12 protein-coding genes are annotated in these 18,774 nt (G+C 38.8%); 10 read left to right on the forward strand and 2 right to left on the reverse strand.

Going from position 1 to position 18,774, the window contains the following annotated elements:
• Positions 1-7 precede the first annotated feature (7 nt).
• Positions 8-1,774: an Ig-like domain-containing protein gene (locus BLQ18_RS07995; protein WP_090294059.1), complete on the forward strand. Its 1,767-nt coding sequence runs from the start codon at positions 8-10 to the stop codon at positions 1,772-1,774.
• A 37-nt stretch (positions 1,775-1,811) separates the two neighbouring features.
• Positions 1,812-2,252 carry a DsrE family protein gene (locus tag BLQ18_RS08000; RefSeq protein ID WP_090294062.1) on the forward strand — a complete coding sequence of 147 codons (441 nt, stop codon included), beginning with the start codon at positions 1,812-1,814 and terminating at the stop codon, positions 2,250-2,252.
• Positions 2,253-2,261: 9 nt separating this feature from the next.
• Here the strand turns inward: BLQ18_RS08000 and BLQ18_RS08005 are convergent, their stop codons facing one another.
• Positions 2,262-3,296 (reverse strand): DUF481 domain-containing protein, encoded by a 1,035-nt coding sequence (locus BLQ18_RS08005; RefSeq protein WP_090294064.1) that lies wholly within the window; start codon positions 3,294-3,296, stop codon positions 2,262-2,264.
• Between the two features lie 134 nt (positions 3,297-3,430).
• Complete coding sequence (locus BLQ18_RS08010) at positions 3,431-5,266, reverse strand: glycosyltransferase family 39 protein (RefSeq protein WP_090294066.1); 1,836 nt, start codon at positions 5,264-5,266, stop codon at positions 3,431-3,433.
• 268 nt (positions 5,267-5,534) lie between these two features.
• On the opposite strand from BLQ18_RS08010, the gene BLQ18_RS08015 reads away from it, so the two are divergent.
• The 8 genes from BLQ18_RS08015 to BLQ18_RS08050 all read left to right on the forward strand — a co-directional run bounded on the left by BLQ18_RS08015 (position 5,535) and on the right by BLQ18_RS08050 (position 18,766).
• Positions 5,535-6,767: a multiheme c-type cytochrome gene (locus BLQ18_RS08015; protein ID WP_175443734.1), complete on the forward strand. Its 1,233-nt coding sequence runs from the start codon at positions 5,535-5,537 to the stop codon at positions 6,765-6,767.
• A 161-nt stretch (positions 6,768-6,928) separates the two neighbouring features.
• Positions 6,929-8,653: a GMC family oxidoreductase gene (locus tag BLQ18_RS08020; protein ID WP_417935104.1), complete on the forward strand. Its 1,725-nt coding sequence runs from the start codon at positions 6,929-6,931 to the stop codon at positions 8,651-8,653.
• A 2-nt stretch (positions 8,654-8,655) separates the two neighbouring features.
• Positions 8,656-9,363: a gluconate 2-dehydrogenase subunit 3 family protein gene (locus BLQ18_RS08025; RefSeq protein WP_090294071.1), complete on the forward strand. Its 708-nt coding sequence runs from the start codon at positions 8,656-8,658 to the stop codon at positions 9,361-9,363.
• A gap of 248 nt (positions 9,364-9,611) precedes the next feature.
• Positions 9,612-12,818 carry a SusC/RagA family TonB-linked outer membrane protein gene (locus BLQ18_RS08030; RefSeq protein ID WP_090294074.1) on the forward strand — a complete coding sequence of 1,069 codons (3,207 nt, stop codon included), beginning with the start codon at positions 9,612-9,614 and terminating at the stop codon, positions 12,816-12,818.
• 22 nt (positions 12,819-12,840) lie between these two features.
• The gene (locus BLQ18_RS08035) at positions 12,841-14,595 is read left to right on the forward strand and encodes a RagB/SusD family nutrient uptake outer membrane protein (protein ID WP_090297431.1); all 1,755 of its coding nucleotides are present in this window, start codon (positions 12,841-12,843) and stop codon (positions 14,593-14,595) included.
• A 768-nt stretch (positions 14,596-15,363) separates the two neighbouring features.
• Complete coding sequence (locus BLQ18_RS08040) at positions 15,364-17,199, forward strand: helix-turn-helix domain-containing protein (protein WP_090294076.1); 1,836 nt, start codon at positions 15,364-15,366, stop codon at positions 17,197-17,199.
• Positions 17,200-17,246: 47 nt separating this feature from the next.
• On the forward strand, positions 17,247-18,002 hold the full coding sequence (locus BLQ18_RS08045) for a DJ-1/PfpI family protein (protein ID WP_175443735.1): 756 nt from the start codon (positions 17,247-17,249) through the stop codon (positions 18,000-18,002).
• Between the two features lie 182 nt (positions 18,003-18,184).
• Positions 18,185-18,766: a hypothetical protein gene (locus BLQ18_RS08050; protein WP_090294078.1), complete on the forward strand. Its 582-nt coding sequence runs from the start codon at positions 18,185-18,187 to the stop codon at positions 18,764-18,766.
• Positions 18,767-18,774: the final 8 nt, after the last annotated feature.

The following is an 18,774-nucleotide window of genomic DNA, read 5'->3' on the forward strand; positions in this document are numbered from 1 at the left end:
GAATAGTATGAAAAAACAGCTTGCACTTTTTTGGATATTGTTAAGTGTCGCCAGTTTGGCAAGGGCACAATACGTGATAAAGGATAATTCGGAACTGCTGAATTTGAAAAAGCTACCGCAGGAAAAGGTGTATTTAAACCACACAGGACCTGTTGTTTTTGCTGGGGAGTATATAAACTATGCCTTCTATAATTTCAATGCACAAAACAGTAGGTTGAGCACTATTAGCGATATTGGCTATGTGGCGTTGGTGAACGAACAAAAGGAATATGTGCTTGAACAAAAAATTAGATTGACCAACGCAAAGGGGCAAGGTGATTTTTTTATCAATACCGATGTGCCCTCTGGAAATTACAAACTTTTGGCCTATACCCAATGGATGAAAAATAATGGGTTAAAACAGGTATATAAAGATGATATCGTTGTGATTAATCCCTATCAAGTGGATCAAGGTGCCCTTATTGGTGATGTTTCTGACAACCAAACAGAAGCATTAAAAGTGCAACCCGTGGATTCTTCCATGATTCTAATTCAATTGGATAAAAATATCCATCAGCCAAGAGAAAAGGTCGTGCTCAACATCAAAAATTATAAGGCGAAATTGGGACATGGCAACTACACCTTAAAAGTCCAGCAAAAAGAGGCGATTCAGGCACAACCAGTTATGAATGCGATGGAGTTTGGAACAACATATATGGGTGTGGATGGTGAGTTACTAAAAAAAGCGGGCGATAGTCTTTACCTTCCCGAGCAGCGAGGAGAACTTTTGTACGGAACCGTTAAAAATAATGACGGCCCTGTTGCCAATGCCGATGTTGTGGTTTCGATTCCAGGAGAGGAGTTTTTAACCAAATTTGCGGTAACCGATGAATCGGGCAATTTTTATACCTATCTGAAAAAACAGTACAAAACACCCCGAGCCATCATTCAAGTACTTAACGGTGATAAGAATATGGTGGTAGAGCAGCGCTATGCTTCAAAATTGGATGTTAGCGGATTGAACTTTGGGAATTTTCATCTTAAACCTGAGTATAGGGATGAAATTATTGGGCGAAGTGTGCACAATCAGTTAGAAAATCAATTCTTCTCGGCAAAACCAGATTCAGTATTGTTGGGATTTCCTATTGACCCATTCGATGGCGGAATGCCTGAAACTTTGCGATTGGACGAATACACCCAGTTTCCAACTTTTGAAGAGACCTTGGTGGAATTGTTCAGCTTTGCGGGATATCGTAACAATGGAAAAGGCAACGATTATATCCGAGTGGCACAAGATTTTGAGACTTATGACGAAGCCAACAATTTTGATCCTGCCATCGTAGTAATAGATGGAGTTTTTATTCCGAACCATGAGGCTATCAAGGAGTTTGATGCACGAAAAATTGAGACCATCAGTTTGGTGCGTGACCAATTTGTATTATTGGGCAAAAGTTATCAGGGGATGTTGTACGTGAAAACGTATGACGGAGATTTCTATCAAAATTATCAGCCAGAAGTGGGTGTAAATGTGGACATTAAAAAGCCGTTGGACAATAAAAACTATTACAAGCAATTTTATGCAGAGAATGATAGTTTGGGTTATGGGAGCATTCCAGATTACAGAAGGCTACTTCTTTGGGAACCCCATGTTGAAGTTAAGGATGAAGAATTACAATTCGAGTTTTACACCTCCGACCTTACTGGCGAGTTCGAGGTGGTTTTTGATGGATTCACTACCTATGGAAAACCTATTTCGTTTAAAAAGATTTTCGTGGTAAGAGAAGAGAATCAATAATCGTATTTTTATAGCACTAAACTTAAAATAAGGTCATATGAAAACTTTTAGAACCCTTTTGTTGCTGAGTGCTATTTTCTTCTTTTCAACCTCCCAAACCTTTGGTCAAGACAAATTGGATGCTGAAATTGTTTCAGACCTTTCGGCAACCAAACAATATGCCTTTGGGGTGAGCCAAGAACTTCATTTTAGAGGGGTTTTGGGTATGTATGACAGACTTGTAGATAGTGGTGTTGAAGTAACCGATTACGAAATTGTTGTAAAAGGCAAGGTAGTAAAGCAATTGGTAAAGGGCTCCGAGTTGGAAACCTTATTTCAAAAATACAAAGGGAAAGTTCGAGTTAGCGTTTGTAGTGTGGCCATGGAAAAACTTGGCGTTACCGAAGGCCAGTTGGCAGAGGGAATGGAGCCAGTGGTTACCTATTCTGTCCGATTGCTGCAACTGCAAGCCAAAGGTTATAGTACCTTATTTTATTAAAAAGTATTGCTATAAGCTCCAACCAATCATCGTTTGGAAAATATAGTCGGTTTGACTGGCACTATCCACAGCTTGGTTATCGTAATTCAGTGTAACTCCCAGATTGATATAGAAATCCAAAGGTAGGTCGTATTTTATATCAAAATTAAAATCGAAACGCCACCTTCCCGATTCCGATAAGCTTGGATAAAGGATGCCTCGCGTCAACAAGCTGAGGTCGCCCATATCGTATAAATTCAATTCAGAGCCCAAAAAGGCTTCGGTACTGTTGTTTGTGATATCGTTGCCATCAACAGAAAAATTTTCGTTGTTGAAGGATGCACCTCCTTGTAATCCCCAGTAAAAACTATTTGTCTGCACCAGATATTTGCCTAAACCGACCCTTCCCAAAGTACGCAAGTTGATATTCTGTTCCGTATTGGATAGCCAAGAAACTTCTGCCAGCGTAAACCAATTCTTTTTTAAATAATATTTGTAGCCTAATGATGCATCGACTCTTTTAACGGAGTTAGTGTTGTTTTTACTGGAGCGTACATCGTTGTAATTGGCACTCGCTTCCCAACGTCTAGCCCTGTACCCCAATAAACTCCGGACGCTTAATTGGGATAGATCATCCGCCTTGGTGTAATTGTATCCAACACTTAATGAGGCTGAAAGATTGCTTAAAAAACTCCCTTGAACTTCCTTGAGATACACCAAATCATTTTTTAAAACGGTTGCCAAAGTATCCGATGTGCTTATAATGGCAATACGTGAAGTATCCACGCTTTTTAAAATTCCGTTATATCGAGTTCCCGATCTAACGGTTATCATGAATTCATTTTGGGTATCAATTGATCTAATTTTTTCCCATTCAATTTTAAAATCACTATCGCTATAATCGGTTTCAATGGTAATAACGCCTTGTTTCAACTCCTTTAATTCTCCCACAATCATATCGTTGTTCACAAGTACAAGCGAATCGATTTGGGCACTCATATTGGATAATTGGAAAAAAAGAATAAAAGGTGCAATGTAGCTAAGCTTCAAATTTGATGTACTCATATAAAACGGTTTTTGGATGGACCAATTTGGTCAACCAATTAAAAATGAGGGGGAATTGTGGGGGAAGATCGATGTTTGTCTCCTATAAATATATCTTGAAAATTTGTGGTTTGAAAATGTGGGAGTATAAGAAATTAAAAGGCTATAAACTCGTAAGTATTCGATTCAAGGTTTACCTTTAATTTGTAATTGCCCTGTTTCACTGGAATATTTGGTCCTCCTGGAATCAATTCCCCTTTTGGGAAATCCATTCCGCCCCAATTGGTGTCCCAACTATCGTTTAACCTAAATTTTATTTCACCTTCAGACAGTTCAATTTCAGTTTCCCAAACTCGTTCATCATTTATTTGTTGAAGTGGAGTGGAGCTGTCCCATCCTGATATGGCTGAACCAAGAATGCCTAATGATTTATCATTATTGACTGCTATTTCGGAAGTGAAATCATACAATCTTACCCAAGTAGGATAGAAGGAAGTAAATGTGAATTCTTCCAGCTTTTTGCCATGTTCATCCAATATCTCCTTAAATCTGTATTCTTGCATTCCTGGATTGGCTTCTGGTCGGTAACCAAGAAAGAAGTACCATACCCTATTGTTTTCTTTGTAAGGCTTCAGGTCGTTTATGAGTTGGTCTTCAGATGAAAAATCTGCTGTTCCAATAACATATTCACCAATATCAATCTCATTGGTATAATAGGCCATTTGCTCGGTTCCTCGTTGCGGAATGATAACAATATCGCCTTCTTTCAAATTTTCTTTGATCGCCATCAATCCTTTTTTAGTGGGCTCCACTTGCAAGGGCAATGTTTTGGCTCCTTGATAGGCAACTAAAAGTTGACCGAGCATTAAAATGGTCATAACGCTAGCGAAAACCGTTTTGAGTTTAGAATTTACTTGAGTGGTCAAAAAGTGTAAACCAACAAATGCCAACAAAAATATGGTCCATGAAAAGTAAATACTTAATCGTACCGTAGACATAGGCAATACTTTGAACAGCGTAAACAATATGCTCATTAAAATAGGAGCAAGAAGTAAAACCATTTGAAAACGGTTCGATTTCCAAAGGGAAACAATACCGAAAACAGCAAGTACCAAACATAGGTAAAGTAATGCATTGGAAATCGGGTTTTGAACGCCATACACCAAATAATTAAAGGGAATGGCGTAAAGAGCGTTTAGGATATAACTCAAAATATCTATAATACCATTGGAAGGTTGAAATGCAAAATCCCAGTAACCTTGCATGGCATCCTGATCGGAACTTGAAAGAAAAAAAAGGAGATATATGGCGCTGATGATACCACCCAACAGCCACAGTCCCCAAATCGGTGCCAATTCTTTTATTTTTTCTTTTCCTGGCTTCCACCATAACATTAAAAGGCAGATGAGTACAAAAACCGATCCAGGTAAGGAATATATGGCAGTGAAGAAACCTATGATTCCGAGTACTACGGTCTTCCATTTGGTCATAATGTCTTTTTCTACAATAACCAGCATGGCATACACCATACACATGATAAAAAACACATCACCCATATATGGCTTTGCATTGGAACTATTGATGATTGCCCAAAAACTAATGGCAGTAGGGATGATGGATAAGTAAAGTATCCACCCTTTAAAGAACCGTTTTCCGATTAAATACACCATGTAAATACTTAGAATACTGAATATGAACGGGAAAAATCGAGCAGTGTATTCATTGGAAAATCCTACCAAGGAAATTATCAGTTTTTGACCCCAATGAAATCCAAAGTTGGCAATTTGATTATATTCAAGGTCTTCCGTGAAAAGTCCTGCAAATGATAATCGATGGATGTTATAAAGGGAATAGAGTTCATCTTTAAAATAGGATGTTGCAGCTAAATATTGTAAAAATCGCATAGCGATACCCAATACTATTGCTACACCTAAAACTACGATTGAAATATAATTTGCAAGAGGTTGGTTTAATTTCTTAGTTGTCTCCATAATTTACGGTTGAAACCTGGGGGACATAGCTTCGAAATCTTTTGATGGTTGATTAGTGTACATTCGAAAGATATGAAAAAAAACATCGAATAAATTATAGGTATTTGAAAAAGAGGGTTTTATTAGTTGTTTTTAGATTGAAATAACCCCATTTTAAGGATGGGATTTTGCCAGTCAAAATATTTAAAATAGCTTGGGCCGTTAATTTGCTTTGCCGATTAGTTAATTATATTTGGTAGCTTTCAGTACTAACCTTGAATTTGCACATGTGTTTTCCCGACTAAACAAAAGCACCTACATCTTAATTTTTGTAGCAATTCTTGTAGTTGCTGGCGTATTCTATTTTAATCAAGAAAAAGAGGAATATTTCACTGTGTCGGAATCCCTTCCAATTCATTATAATGGGGAACATTTTGCTGGGTCTGAAACCTGTATAGCCTGTCATCAAGATATTTATCAAAGTCATATTCAAACGGCCCATTACAATACTTCAGCAGTTGCTTCTGTTGAAACCCTAAAGGGTTCTTTTAACGGATCAGCACAAGAAGTGGAACTAATTGATGGCAAGGCACAAATCCTTCAGGAAGGTGACGGCTTTTATCAGACCATACATTCCAAAACTACCGATAAATTGTTGGATAGATCTCGTTTGGATATTGTTGTTGGGTCAGGCGTTAAGGGACAATCCTATTTAACGTTCAAAGGAGATTCTCTGTATCAACTCCAGGTTTCCTATTTTACACTCATTGATGATTTTATCAATAGTCCAGGGTATCCAAATTATAAATACACTAGGGCAGTTACCGATAATTGTGTGAAATGCCATGTGACTTTTGCAAAGAATGAGGATCCAAAAGGTATTTCAAATGTGTATGATCGCGAATCTTTCATGCTGGGCATTGATTGCGAGCGCTGTCATGGGCCTTTACAAAAACATGTTGATTTCAATACTGGAAATTTAAATTCAACCTCAATAGATCCTGTGGTCCTTATTGATTCCCTTTCCCGTCAATTACAAATGGACAATTGTGTACAGTGTCATTCGGGACTTCGTGCCATTCAAATAAAGGAAAATCCTTTTTCTTTTATGGTTGGTGATCAATTGGATACATATGCAAAAAATTACAATTTTGGTCGTCCCCAAGCAGAGCTTGATGTACATGGAAATCAATATGGTCTGTTGAAAAGCAGTGAATGTTTTAAAAATTCAGAAACATTGAGCTGTACCACTTGTCATGATCCCCATAAAAAACAACGAGGCGATTATGATCATTTCAACTCAAAATGTATTGAATGTCATGCTGCACCTAAGAATCTGCATAATAATTCAGGTTTTGATGCTGCCAACCTTACCGATTGTATCGGTTGCCATATGCCACTTTTTCCCTCCCAAACCATGAAAGTGAAATTGGAAGAAAATGCAGAGGAAACTTCAGTGGATATCCGAACACACCTTATCGGAATTTACATGGATCAGGTACTTCAAAACGGCAAAGAGTAACCCAAAAAACATAGTCCTTTTATAAGATTCCACTCGTTTAAATTTTATAAGGAGCCCTATTCTTTATAAAATTCTTGAATTTGGGGCTGCTTTGTTTTCAATTCTTCAAGTTTTCTTGGTCATAGCACTATTTTTCGCAGCGAATTTCACAAAGAAAATGTATGATACAGATCAAAGAAGCACCAGAATTTTATGATGTGATCATTGTAGGTTCTGGAGCTGGTGGGGGAATGGCGACCAAACAATTGGCCGATGCAGGTTTGAATGTGGCCGTAGTGGAAGCAGGTCCATTTTTTGACCCCGCCGACCCCAAAACCATGACACAACTTAAGTGGCCCTATGAGTCTCCCAATAGAGGAGCAGGAACTACAAGAGCATTTGGTGGATGGGATATGGCCTACGGCGGATGGGAAATCGAAGGTGAGCCCTATACCCATGAACCAGGTACCAAATTTGATTGGTTCAGGTCCCATATGCTGGGAGGTAGAACCAACCACTGGGGAAGAATATCACTCCGTTTTGGCCCTAAGGACTTTAAAGGAAAAACCCGTGATGGGCATGGAGAAGATTGGCCAATTGGCTATGACGATGTAAAACCCTATTACGATAAGGTGGACAAACTTATTGGGGTGTATGGCACCAATGAAGGTTTAGAGAACGATCCTGATGGATTTTTTCTACCTCCACCAAAACCTAGATTGCACGAGTTATTTTATATAAATGGGGCTCAAAAATCGGGCGTCCCCGTAATTCCTGGACGACTTTCCATGTTGACCAAGCGAATAAACAACGATAGGGGTGTATGCTTCTATTGCGGACAATGCTCGAGGTCATGCTCGGTTTATGCTGATTTTTCAGCTGGAAGTTGTTTGATATTCCCAGCCCAAAAGAGCGGGGGCAAAGTTAGAATCTATGTCAATTCCGTGGTGCGGGAAGTAACAACCGATGAAGAGGGCAAAGCAACTGGGGTATCCTATGTAAGCAAGGATGATCTTAAAGAATATAAATTAAAAGGCAGGGTAGTTGTTCTTGCGGCATCCGCATGTAGTTCGGCACGTATTCTATTGAATTCCAAAAGTAAGCAACACCCAAATGGTTTGGGCAACAGCAGTGATCATGTGGGTAGGTATTTACATGATTCCACAGGTGCAAGTCGTGCTGCTTTTGTTCCAGCACTAATGAACCGAAAAGTTTCCTATAACGAAGATGGTACAGGGGGCATGCATGTGTATTCTCCATGGTGGGGTGATAACAGCAAATTGGATTTTCCTCGCGGTTACCATATTGAAGTGGGAGGAGGAATGCGTCAACCCAATTATGGTTTTGGATTCAATACCAATGAGTTCAATAAATTCTTTGGTCTTAATGTGGGTGGATATGGTGATGTGCTTCGCGATGACGTGAAGAAATATTATGGCTCTGTAGTCCATATGGCAGGTAGAGGAGAAGGTATCGCGCGAAAGGAAAACTACTGTGAAATCGATAATACCACTGTGGATAAATTCGGAATCCCTGTACTCAAGTTCAACTACAAATGGTCTGATTTGGAAGTGAAACAAGCCAAACACATGCAAGACACCTTTGAAGAAATCATCCATAATATGGGAGGTGAAGCTCTTGGGGACAAACCAGGTGCTGATATTGATTATGGACTGCTAGCTCCTGGGCGAATTATCCATGAGGTAGGTACAACACGAATGGGTGATGATCCAAAAACTTCGGTCACCAATAAATTCAACCAATTGCATGATGTGGACAATGTATTTATTGTAGATGCAGGACCATTTACCTCGCAAGCGGATAAAAACTGTACTTGGACCATTTTGGCATTATCATGGCGTGCGTCCGATTACATCATTGAGCAATTAAAACAACAAAATCTTTAAAAATGGACAGAAGAAAAAGTATACAAACCATCATTATGGGGGCTGGTGCTTCTGCCCTAATGTTCCATGGCTGCAAGACTGATACTGAATTGGAGCTACCAGCACCTTCCGAAAGTCCTTATTTTGGGAGAACCCCAGAAGAACTGAAACGCATTGAAAAGCTAAAGGAAATCCAGTTGTTCAATGCGCACGAAATGGAGACCATCACTTTGTTGAGTACCATTATTTTGCCACCTAAGGAACCCCATGGCGGCCCCATTGAAGCAGAAGTTCCTGAATTTATTGAGTTTATCGCCAAGGACATTCCCGATTTGGAACTCACCCTAAAGGGTGGTCTTATGTGGTTGGATCATGCTTCCAATACACAATTCGATAAGGAATTTAAATCGGCATCGCTGGAGCAGCAAAAACAAATCTTGGATACCATAGCTTTCCATGATGTGGATATTCCATTGGATGATCAACCGTTGGAAATTCAATTTTTTGCGTTGATGAGAAACTTGACAGTAACGGGATATTACACTTCAAAAGTAGGCATCGCCGATTTGGGGTATAAAGGAAATCAACCCAATGTTTGGGATGGAGTTCCCCAAGATGTTTTGGATCAACATGGTGTGGCCTATGATCCAAAATGGATAGCAAAATGTGTGGACCAAAGCAAGCGGAATGAAATTGCGGAATGGGATGAACACGGCAACCTATTGACCTAATTTAAAATGTAATAGTACAATTTAGTGAAGCGTGATTATATGCTGATTTTAAGAATTTTATTCTCAAAAGCTTAAAAACAGGCATTTAAAATTATAAAATTCATGAATTTGATGGCGTATAATCGCGTATTCCTTAATAGGTGTAATCTTAAAATTTAAGTTTACCATACACAAACTGTATTTTTTCCAATGGTGGAAAAAGTTCGAATCTCAAGTAATTAACTAACACAAACCTTAAAATTGAACTTATGAAAAAACCTTTTTTCAAGAGAATTATTTTTTTGGTTGCTGTACTTTGTATGGGTTTTGCACAGGCCCAATCAATAACAGGTACAGTTTCCGATGAAACAGGACCTTTACCGGGGGCCAATGTTATAGTCAAGGGGACTACCAATGGTACCCAGACTGACTTTGATGGAAATTTCAGCATTGTTGCCCCAAGTGACGCAACTTTGGTTATCAGTTATGTAGGATACAAAACGGTTGAAGTTCCAGTAAATGGACAAACTACTATTAACGTAACACTAGAAGAAGATGCCAACAAATTGGATGAAATTATTGTTACGGGTTATGGTACGCAGGCCAAAAAGGATTTAACCGGTGCGGTAACCGTTGTAGATGCCGAGGAGATGCAATCCATACCTTCTACCACCTTCTCGCAACAATTACAGGGTAGAGCAGCAGGGGTTACCATTGTTAACGACGCACGTCCAGGTGGTGAAGCCACGGTTCGTATTCGTGGTTTTGGTACCCTAGGGAACAACGACCCGCTTTACATTATCGATGGGGTTCCTTCCCAGAGACAATCCAACCTTAACCCGAATGATATTGAATCTTTGCAGGTGTTGAAAGATGCTTCCTCAGCTTCCATTTATGGATCTAGGGCAGCAAATGGTGTAATCATTATTACTACCAAAAAAGGTAAAATGGGAAAACCTACGATTGATTACAATACGTTTTATGGTATTCAATCACCAGCAAATGACGTAGAAGCGTTGAATGCAAGGGAATTGGGTGAGTATCTATATTTAGCGGATTTATATGCAGGTAAAACTCCTAGCCACGGGCAATATACCTTTGGTGCAAATGGTGAAGTTTCCATTCCAGATTATGTTTTCCCAAGTGGAGCTATGGAAGGTGACCCAGCAACAGACCCAAGTCTATATGCATTGGAGCCAGGTAACATTTATGCAATTACCCGTTCTGCTGATACCAACTGGTGGCAAGAAGTTTCCCAATCAGCACCTATTCAAAGCCATAATATTTCGGCTTCTGGAGCAACCGAAATGGCTAGATACGCTTTTAGCTTAGGTTATTTTTCCCAAGAAAGTATTGTGAAGTTCTTCAGCTACGATAGGGTTTCTTTAAGAGCGAATACAGAGTTCAGAGCATTGAACAAAAAACTGACCATTGGGGAAAACTTCACAGCATCCTTTGATAATTTAAAAGGAAATGTATCCAATGATGATGAGCAGAGTCCAGTTTCTGGTTCATACAAACACCATCCATTACTTCCTATTTACGATATCGCTGGCAACTTTGCTGGTAGTAGGGGAGCTAACTTGGGTAACAACTTTAACCCGTACGCAAGATTGTACAGAGATAAAGATGATAGAAGATATAGCCTTCGAATTTTGGGTAATGCTTATGCGAACTATGAGTTGATTCCTGGTCTTGAAATCCGCACCAGTTTTGGTGTTGATGCCAGAGTACAACGTGAAAGAGATTTAGGGCGTCCACAACCAGAATACGTTGAGGGTAACTTTATCCGTTCATCCACTGCAAGGGAGCAATACGAGTATCAGTGGACATGGACAAACACTCTAACCTATGCCAAGACCTTTAGCGAGATACACAACTTTAAGGCATATGTGGGTGTGGAATCCATTCAACAATTTGAAGAGCGCATGGAAGCTCGTCGTGAGCGTTACGCATTCGGAACCAATAACATTCTTAGTTATTTGGATTTGGGTGATGCTACTACCGCTACGAACAGAGGGTTTGTTTGGCAAGATTACACCCTGTGGTCACAATTTGGTCAGTTAAACTATGACTACGATGGAAAATATTTGGCTCAGGTTATTTTGAGAAACGATTCTTCCTCAAGGTTCCAACAAGCATCCAGAAGTGCATTCTTCCCTGCTTTCAGTTTAGGTTGGAGGATGTCCGATGAAAAGTTCATGGAAAATGTAACTTGGATCGATAACTTAAAACTTAGATACGGTTGGGGTAAAACAGGTAACCAACAAATTGGAGATTACAACGCCTATACAACGTATCGTTCAGATATTCTTACGGGTGGTTATCCTATTGATGGTTCAACAGGTTCTCCGACCATTGGATTTGCACCAAGAGCATTTGGAAATCCAAACGCCAAGTGGGAAGCCACAACTTCGAACAACTTAGGTTTGGATGTGGTAATGTTCGACAACAAAGTTTCCCTTAACCTGGATATTTGGAAGCGTGTAACATCCGATATGTTGATCAATGTACCTGTAACCTATACCGCTGGTCAGGCAGATGAGCCTGCTTTCAACGTAGGGCAAATGACCAATAAAGGTTTTGATTTGGGACTTAGCTACGGGGACAAAAAAGGAGATTTCTCCTATGAGGTCAGTGCAAACCTTTCAGCTTACAAGAACAATGTAGATGAATTGGAAGGCGAAAGCACTAGAATTTTTGGACAAAGTAGAAGGATTCCTGCACTTTCCATTACAGAAGCAGGATTGCCATTATCTTCTTTCTATGGCTTCAAAAACTTGGGTATTTTCCAAACACAAGCTGAGGCAGATGCATGGGCACCTTATGGAGATTATAATGCACCAGGTAAGTTCAGGGTGGCAGATGTAAACAACGATGGTGTTATCAATGATGACGACCGTACCGTTATCGGTAGTCCTCACCCAGATTTCACTTACGGTATCAACATCAATTTGAGTTACAAAAACTTGGACTTGAACATCTTTGGTAATGGATCTCAAGGAAATGATGTATTCAACTATGTACGTTATTTCGCAGATTTCAACACCTTCCAAGGTAACAGAAGCACCAGAGCGTTGTACAATGCTTGGCAGCCAACCAATCCACAATCAGATCCAAGTACTTGGGTAGCGGCTAATCCAAATGCCACTTCCCCGATTATGGATGCAAATGATCAAATCAGTAGTAGACCTTCATCCTATTTGATTGAGGACGGTAGCTTCTTTAGATTGAAGAACATTCAGTTGACCTATAATTTCCCTGATAAAATTTTGTCCACAATTGGTTTGGACAGGGCGCAAGTTTATGTTCAAGCACAGAATATAGCCACGTTTACGAAATATACAGGTCTTAATCCCGAGGTTCAATTGAGCAATGCGGACGATTCTAGAAGGAACCTAACATTAGGTTATGATGGTGGGGCACAGCCAGTGGCCAAGACCATTAGTTTGGGGTTAAATGTTACACTTAAATAATGAAAACTAAATGTTTACAGAAATGAAAAAGATAATATCGACATTACTCGGAACTCTAGGCTTGGTGGCTTTAGTGATGAGTTGTAATAACGATTTTTTGGATAGACAGCCACAAGGCCAGTTCAGTGAGGCAGATGTTGCCACATTAGATGGTGTGAACGGTCTATTGCTTGGGGCATATACAATGGTGCCTGGTGGTGGTTTGGAAGGCCAAACATGGCATAACGACATTCATAACTGGGTGTTTAATTTAGCCTCTGATGATGCTTTAAAAGGAACGGATGCTGGGGATCAGCCAGAGCAGTCGTTTATTGAAGCGTATGACTTCCAATCTTTTAATGTGCATGTCCGCGATAAGTGGAGAGGACTTTACAAAGGTGTTGCAGCGACCAATAATGTGATCAATACCTTGGAAAAAGTGGAAGATGCCACAGATGAACAAAAAGAGCAAATTATTGCAGAAGCTAGATTCTTAAGAGGTTTGTTCCATATGGAAGCAAGAAAAATGTGGAGAATGCCTACCTATATCAGTGATGAGGATTTTGATTTGAACGATTTGGAGAGCACCAAAGTGCCTAACGATCGTGAGATCTGGCCTTTCATCGAAGCTGATTTTCAAGCTGCCGCTGCTGTTTTGCCAGAATCGCAAAGTGAGATAGGGAGACCTACTAGTTGGGCTGCCAAAGCTTTCTTGGCCAAGGCGAAAATGTATCAAGGATGGAATTCGGATGGATCTGCAAATGCAACAAAATTGCAAGAGGCAAAACCAATTTTGGAAGATATCCTTAACAACGGACCTTTTTCTTTGATGGATAAATACCAAGATAACTTCTTGGTAGCTACCAGAAACAATTCAGAATCTATTTTTGAAGTGCAATATGCAATCAGTAGTGCCACTGGTGATGCAGCGAACAGAGGTATTGGTTTGGCTCACCCATATACAGATCCTTGGGGATGCTGCGGATTTTATCAAGTTTCACAGAACCTTGTAAATGCATTCAAGACCGAAGGAGGACTTCCGATGTTGGATACTTTTGACGATGCGGATGTACCTGCTACAGTGGATCCAACCACTACGTTGACAGACTACACAGGTACTTTAGATCCAAGACTGGACCACTCTGTTGGAAGACCAGGTGTTCTTTATAAAGGATTTAAGATTTATCAGACCGATTTCGTTCGTGACCTTACCTATGCTGGACCATTCTTTAGTATGAAACACGTTGCAGAACCAGAAGCCTTTGGACAAGGTGGTTGGGGTAACCTTTCTGCCAACAACTACAGAATGATGCGCTTGGATATGATTATTCTTTGGCTTGCTGAAGTGGAGGTTGAGGTAGGTGACCTTGAAGTTGCAAGAGGTCTTGTGAATCAAATTAGAACTAGAGCAGCAAATCCTGAAGGTTTTGTTCCTTTGGCCACACAAGGTGATGAGCGTAACGACTTTACCATTGTTGATGGGCAATATGCTGCCAATTACGATATCGCAACTTATGATGCAGCTTGGACCGACAAAGATGTGGCAAGACAAGCAGTACGTTTTGAGACAAGATTGGAATTCTCCATGGAGGGTCACCGTTTCTTTGATCTACAACGTTGGGGTATCGCAGCAGACGTATTGAACCAATACCTGCAAAGTGAATCCGAGCACAGAACTTATTTGCAAGGAAGGTCTTTCCAAGCCAACAAAAATGAGTTTTTCCCAATTCCTATTGAAGCTATTGATAGATCGGTTAAAGATGGAGCTCCAACTTTAACACAGGATCCAGCGTACTAGGAATATAACATTCAATTTTAGGATTTTGTGCCTAACAATCAAAAGGCCGTGGTAGCAATTGCTATCATGGCCTTTTGTAGTACTGGGAAACAGCTAATATTAGACCATTAGGGTGCGAAAGTCAATTAAAAAATAGCTCTTTGTCGCAATTCTTATTTAATGTTGGTGTAAGTGTAAAACATTGATTTTTAATATGAAGCTGATATTTTGTGGAGAAAAAGTCAACAATTTCAGGAATGAACATGCCAATAATTTACCAATGGTTTATTTATGAATCGAACGGGGGTGAAAATTCTTGAATTTGAGGTGTCTTTTTGGAAATACAACACCTAAAGAGCGAGTGATAAGTTAAATTTACGATAGATAGTTTATAACGAAGGTTTGACTTTTCTCTAAGTTTAAGTAATTGGATTAAAACCATAAAATTTTGAGTTAGTTGAATTTTAATTCATTCGAGTTTAAAAGCAATGTTGACTTCATACAACATTGCTTTTTTCATTGGAAATAAAAGAATGCAGCATTCAAAATAATAATACAGCGGCTTCACATTTTAGTGGAATTTACCAAGGTTGCTTATCTGAGTTTTAAAAAAATGAATAGGTATATTTTATCATTTTGTCAAAATACACCTACAGTTATTAAAGAAATGTTAAATTAGGGTGTTGTAAATTATCAAGACATGTTATCAGCCTCAACATTTAATAGTAGTTAGTTTGTTTAAAAAGGATATGGCAAAAAAACTAAAACAATAACAAACAAACGCACATCATGTTAATTAGACGAACTTGGATAATACTCCTTTTTTTATCCATTGTATCAGTATATGGCCATGAAATCACATCAAATACACTTCAACCGTATTTAGACGGAATTAAGAAGTTGGTGGAAAATCAACAATTCCCAAAACTCGAAGACCTTTTAGCGGAAAGAGCAAATGCTTCTGGAGAGAAACGGATTGATGTAAACTTGGAACTGTACACCTATTATATTTTTAAATCTACTGAATTTGCAAAAAAATATAATGATGAGGCAAACGCACTCTCAAAGGACTTAAATTATGAAAAGGGTTATTTAAGAAGTATAGGAAATCAAGCTTTTATCTATTTTATAGAAGGGCAGTTTGATAAATCCATGGAATTGGCCTGTCAGCTGGAATCAAATGAAAAGCTACAGGACTTTAGCAAAATTAAAGCCGATACTGAAACCCTTAAATCCTACATTTTTACCGAAAGGGGAGAATACGATCTCGCTTATGAAACTGCGCTTAATCTTTTGGAAGAAGGAGATGATGCTGAAGATTCATACACCCGTATGCGGGCTTATTCGGCCATTTCACATTTCTATTTACGATTGGGCGAATATGAAAAAGCATTGGATAACTGTTTACATGGCCTAGATTATATTTTAGAGTTAAAGGAAGGACGGTTCATTTTTCCTAAAATTGATGAGATCGCTAGGATGACCCATAAATTAAAGGGGAGCAAGGAAGCTTTAGAGATCTATGATTTTTATTTAGAATTGGAAGAATCAATTGAGGCTCCAGGGGACTATATACAAAGTGTGGTTTATATGAATATTGCCACCATTTATATAGAGGAGTTGGAATTGGATAAAGCACAGGATTTTTTAAATAAGGCATTTGATATAATTGAAGCAAACAATTATAGATTTAGAAAACCAAGAGCCCATGTATTAATGGCTTTACTTCATTTAAAACAAGGAGATAGTATCACCGCCCAGAAAGATTACAATAATGCATACCAATCCGCGAAGGAGATCAAGGCTTTTGATGTTATAAAGGAGGTGAGCAAAGAATTATCGTTATTGAACAAGGCAATGGGGTATTCTGATGAGGCAGAATATTTCACTAGTTTATACTTATCGGTAAGTGATTCACTTTTTTCAGTCGAATCAGAACAGCGTCTCAGAATATTGGAAGCGCGAAGAAGAATCTCAGAAATATCTAGACAAAAGGAAATTCTGGAGATAAAATCCAAATCACAAGAAGAACGCTATCGTTTATTGTTCATCATTTTCGCCATTACCTTGATTTCGGGATTTTTTGCAACGCTCTCTTACTTCAAAGTTAAAAGGAAAAACAAACTTCTTTTTTACAGAACTAAGGAATTGGCCGTGGAAAAACTCAATCAAAAGAAAAGGGTTGAAATTGGCGAAGTGAAAGAGGTCAAAACTTCTGTGGCGAAAGCAAGTACCACCAAAAGTTATTTGGATGAAGATGTGAAGGAAATAATTCTCACCAAGCTCAACAGGTTGGAAGACGAGGCCTTTTTTCTGAATTCCAAATGCAGTTTACATAGTTTGGCGGAGGTTTTGCAAACCAATCAAAAGTACTTGTCTCAGGTAATCAACCACGAAAAAAATGCCAATTTCAGTAATTATATAAACGACCTTAGAATCAATTATTTATTGAACCGATTGTTGGAAGATAAAGAGTATAGAAACAGCAAACTTGCCTATATCGCCACCACAAGTGGATTCAATAATCTAAACACATTTTATTCGGCATTTAAAAAACGTTTGGGAATACTGCCTTCCTATTTCATAGAAAAACTCAATGAAGATGAGGCCAAGCGTTCATTTTAAAAAAGTAAAATCAATAATTAAATTATAATTAGAAATCACAATCACGCATGAAGAGAAAATTTGGAACATTAACATTGGTTTTTGCGGTATTTATGGCCAGCTGTAAAACTGAAAATTCAAAAACTGATGTTTCGCAATCCGATGTAACCACAACCGAACAGAAATCGGATACGCTAACCAAACACTTAAAGCCGTTTAATCCAGAATTGCCAACCATAGGTCTGTTGATGTACAATGGGGTTTTGCAAAGTGAGGTAATTGCAACTTCAGATGTATTTGCAAAACCAACCGAAGATGGAGAGCAACTTTTTAATATTGTAACAATTGCTGAGACTGAAAACCCTATTACAACTGAAGAAGGAATGCATTTTGTTCCAGATTACACCTTTAAAAACTGCCCAAAGTTAACCGCCTTATTTGTTCCAAGTGCTTATGATATGTATGCACAAGTTCACAATGATGAAATTGTAGAGTTTATTAAAGAAAAGAATAACGAAACAACCTTTACGGTGAGTAATTGCGCAGGAGCTCAATTGATAGGTAAATCTGGTATAGCAGACGGCCATAAAATTGTGACATGGATCGGTGGAGGTGAACAATTACAAAAAGATTACCCCAATCTTAAAGTACAAGATGATAATTTGGTGACCTATGTAGAGGATGGGAAATTCATATCATCCAATGGAAATTTGGCCAGCTACATTTCGGCTTTGAATTTATTGGAAAAAATGACCAGTCCAGAACATAGAAAATTCGTAGAGAGCTATTTGTATCTCGACCGTCTTCAAAATTGGGGAAATTAAAAAAGATTACCATACTACATGAAAAAGGAGCTGTTTAAAATAGCTCCTTTTTCATTTAACCCCCTAAATCTACGTTCCTGTACTTTTACTTTCTACCTCTGGAGGATTTGTATTGCTTTGTGTCAGGTTATTCATCATAGGGATGGAATCCAAAAAATATTCATCAATCAAAAAACGAACACATGAGAAAAGTAACAATTGCAAAACTTCTACTGGTATTTATTTGTGCCAGCTGTACAACAACAAAAACCAGTGAACCCATTGTAAAGGATTACCAATTTGGAGAAAAATGGACTTGGAAATGGGAGCGGAAGGTAGAAGGAGAAGTAAAGGCGGAAGGAGAGGATATACAAGAAGTGGTCAAATACAATGGCACTTTAGGACTTTGGAACGGGTTGGATACCCTTGAAATTCCAATTGCGGCAAATAAAAATCCGAGTAGTATGCCCTTTCGAAACTGGCCGTTGCATGTAGGAAAAAAATGGAAATATGAATCCCAATGGGAAAATAACGAAGGCACTACAGGAAAAACCAGCCAGGATGTTGAAATTGTTTCTTTTGAGGAATTGAATGTGGAAGCTGGAAAATTCAAGGCCTATAAAATTGAATACAAGGGAATTGTAACCAATTCAAGAGGATTTAAGGGCGAGATGACCGATATTTGGTGGTATGCCCCCGAACTGAAAACATACATAAAACACGTAAATGACGATGGGTTTGGTTTGTATACCAACGAATTGACCAATTATTCAAAAGCCGAGTAAATTGACCT

It is taken from the genome of Flagellimonas zhangzhouensis (assembly GCF_900102925.1).
GTDB classification, from domain to species: domain Bacteria; phylum Bacteroidota; class Bacteroidia; order Flavobacteriales; family Flavobacteriaceae; genus Flagellimonas; species Flagellimonas zhangzhouensis.

What these genes read in the sequence shown, in the direction of transcription:
- BLQ18_RS07995 (WP_090294059.1), top strand. Translation starts at nt 8, where the DNA reads ATGAAAAAACAGCTTGCACTTTTTTGGATATTGTTAAGTGTCGCCAGT.
- BLQ18_RS08000 (WP_090294062.1), top strand. Translation starts at nt 1,812, where the DNA reads ATGAAAACTTTTAGAACCCTTTTGTTGCTGAGTGCTATTTTCTTCTTT.
- BLQ18_RS08005 (WP_090294064.1), bottom strand. Translation starts at nt 3,296, where the DNA reads ATGAGTACATCAAATTTGAAGCTTAGCTACATTGCACCTTTTATTCTT.
- BLQ18_RS08010 (WP_090294066.1), bottom strand. Translation starts at nt 5,266, where the DNA reads ATGGAGACAACTAAGAAATTAAACCAACCTCTTGCAAATTATATTTCA.
- BLQ18_RS08020 (WP_417935104.1), top strand. Translation starts at nt 6,929, where the DNA reads ATGATACAGATCAAAGAAGCACCAGAATTTTATGATGTGATCATTGTA.
- BLQ18_RS08025 (WP_090294071.1), top strand. Translation starts at nt 8,656, where the DNA reads ATGGACAGAAGAAAAAGTATACAAACCATCATTATGGGGGCTGGTGCT.
- BLQ18_RS08030 (WP_090294074.1), top strand. Translation starts at nt 9,612, where the DNA reads ATGAAAAAACCTTTTTTCAAGAGAATTATTTTTTTGGTTGCTGTACTT.
- BLQ18_RS08035 (WP_090297431.1), top strand. Translation starts at nt 12,841, where the DNA reads ATGAAAAAGATAATATCGACATTACTCGGAACTCTAGGCTTGGTGGCT.
- BLQ18_RS08040 (WP_090294076.1), top strand. Translation starts at nt 15,364, where the DNA reads ATGTTAATTAGACGAACTTGGATAATACTCCTTTTTTTATCCATTGTA.
- BLQ18_RS08045 (WP_175443735.1), top strand. Translation starts at nt 17,247, where the DNA reads ATGAAGAGAAAATTTGGAACATTAACATTGGTTTTTGCGGTATTTATG.
- BLQ18_RS08050 (WP_090294078.1), top strand. Translation starts at nt 18,185, where the DNA reads ATGAGAAAAGTAACAATTGCAAAACTTCTACTGGTATTTATTTGTGCC.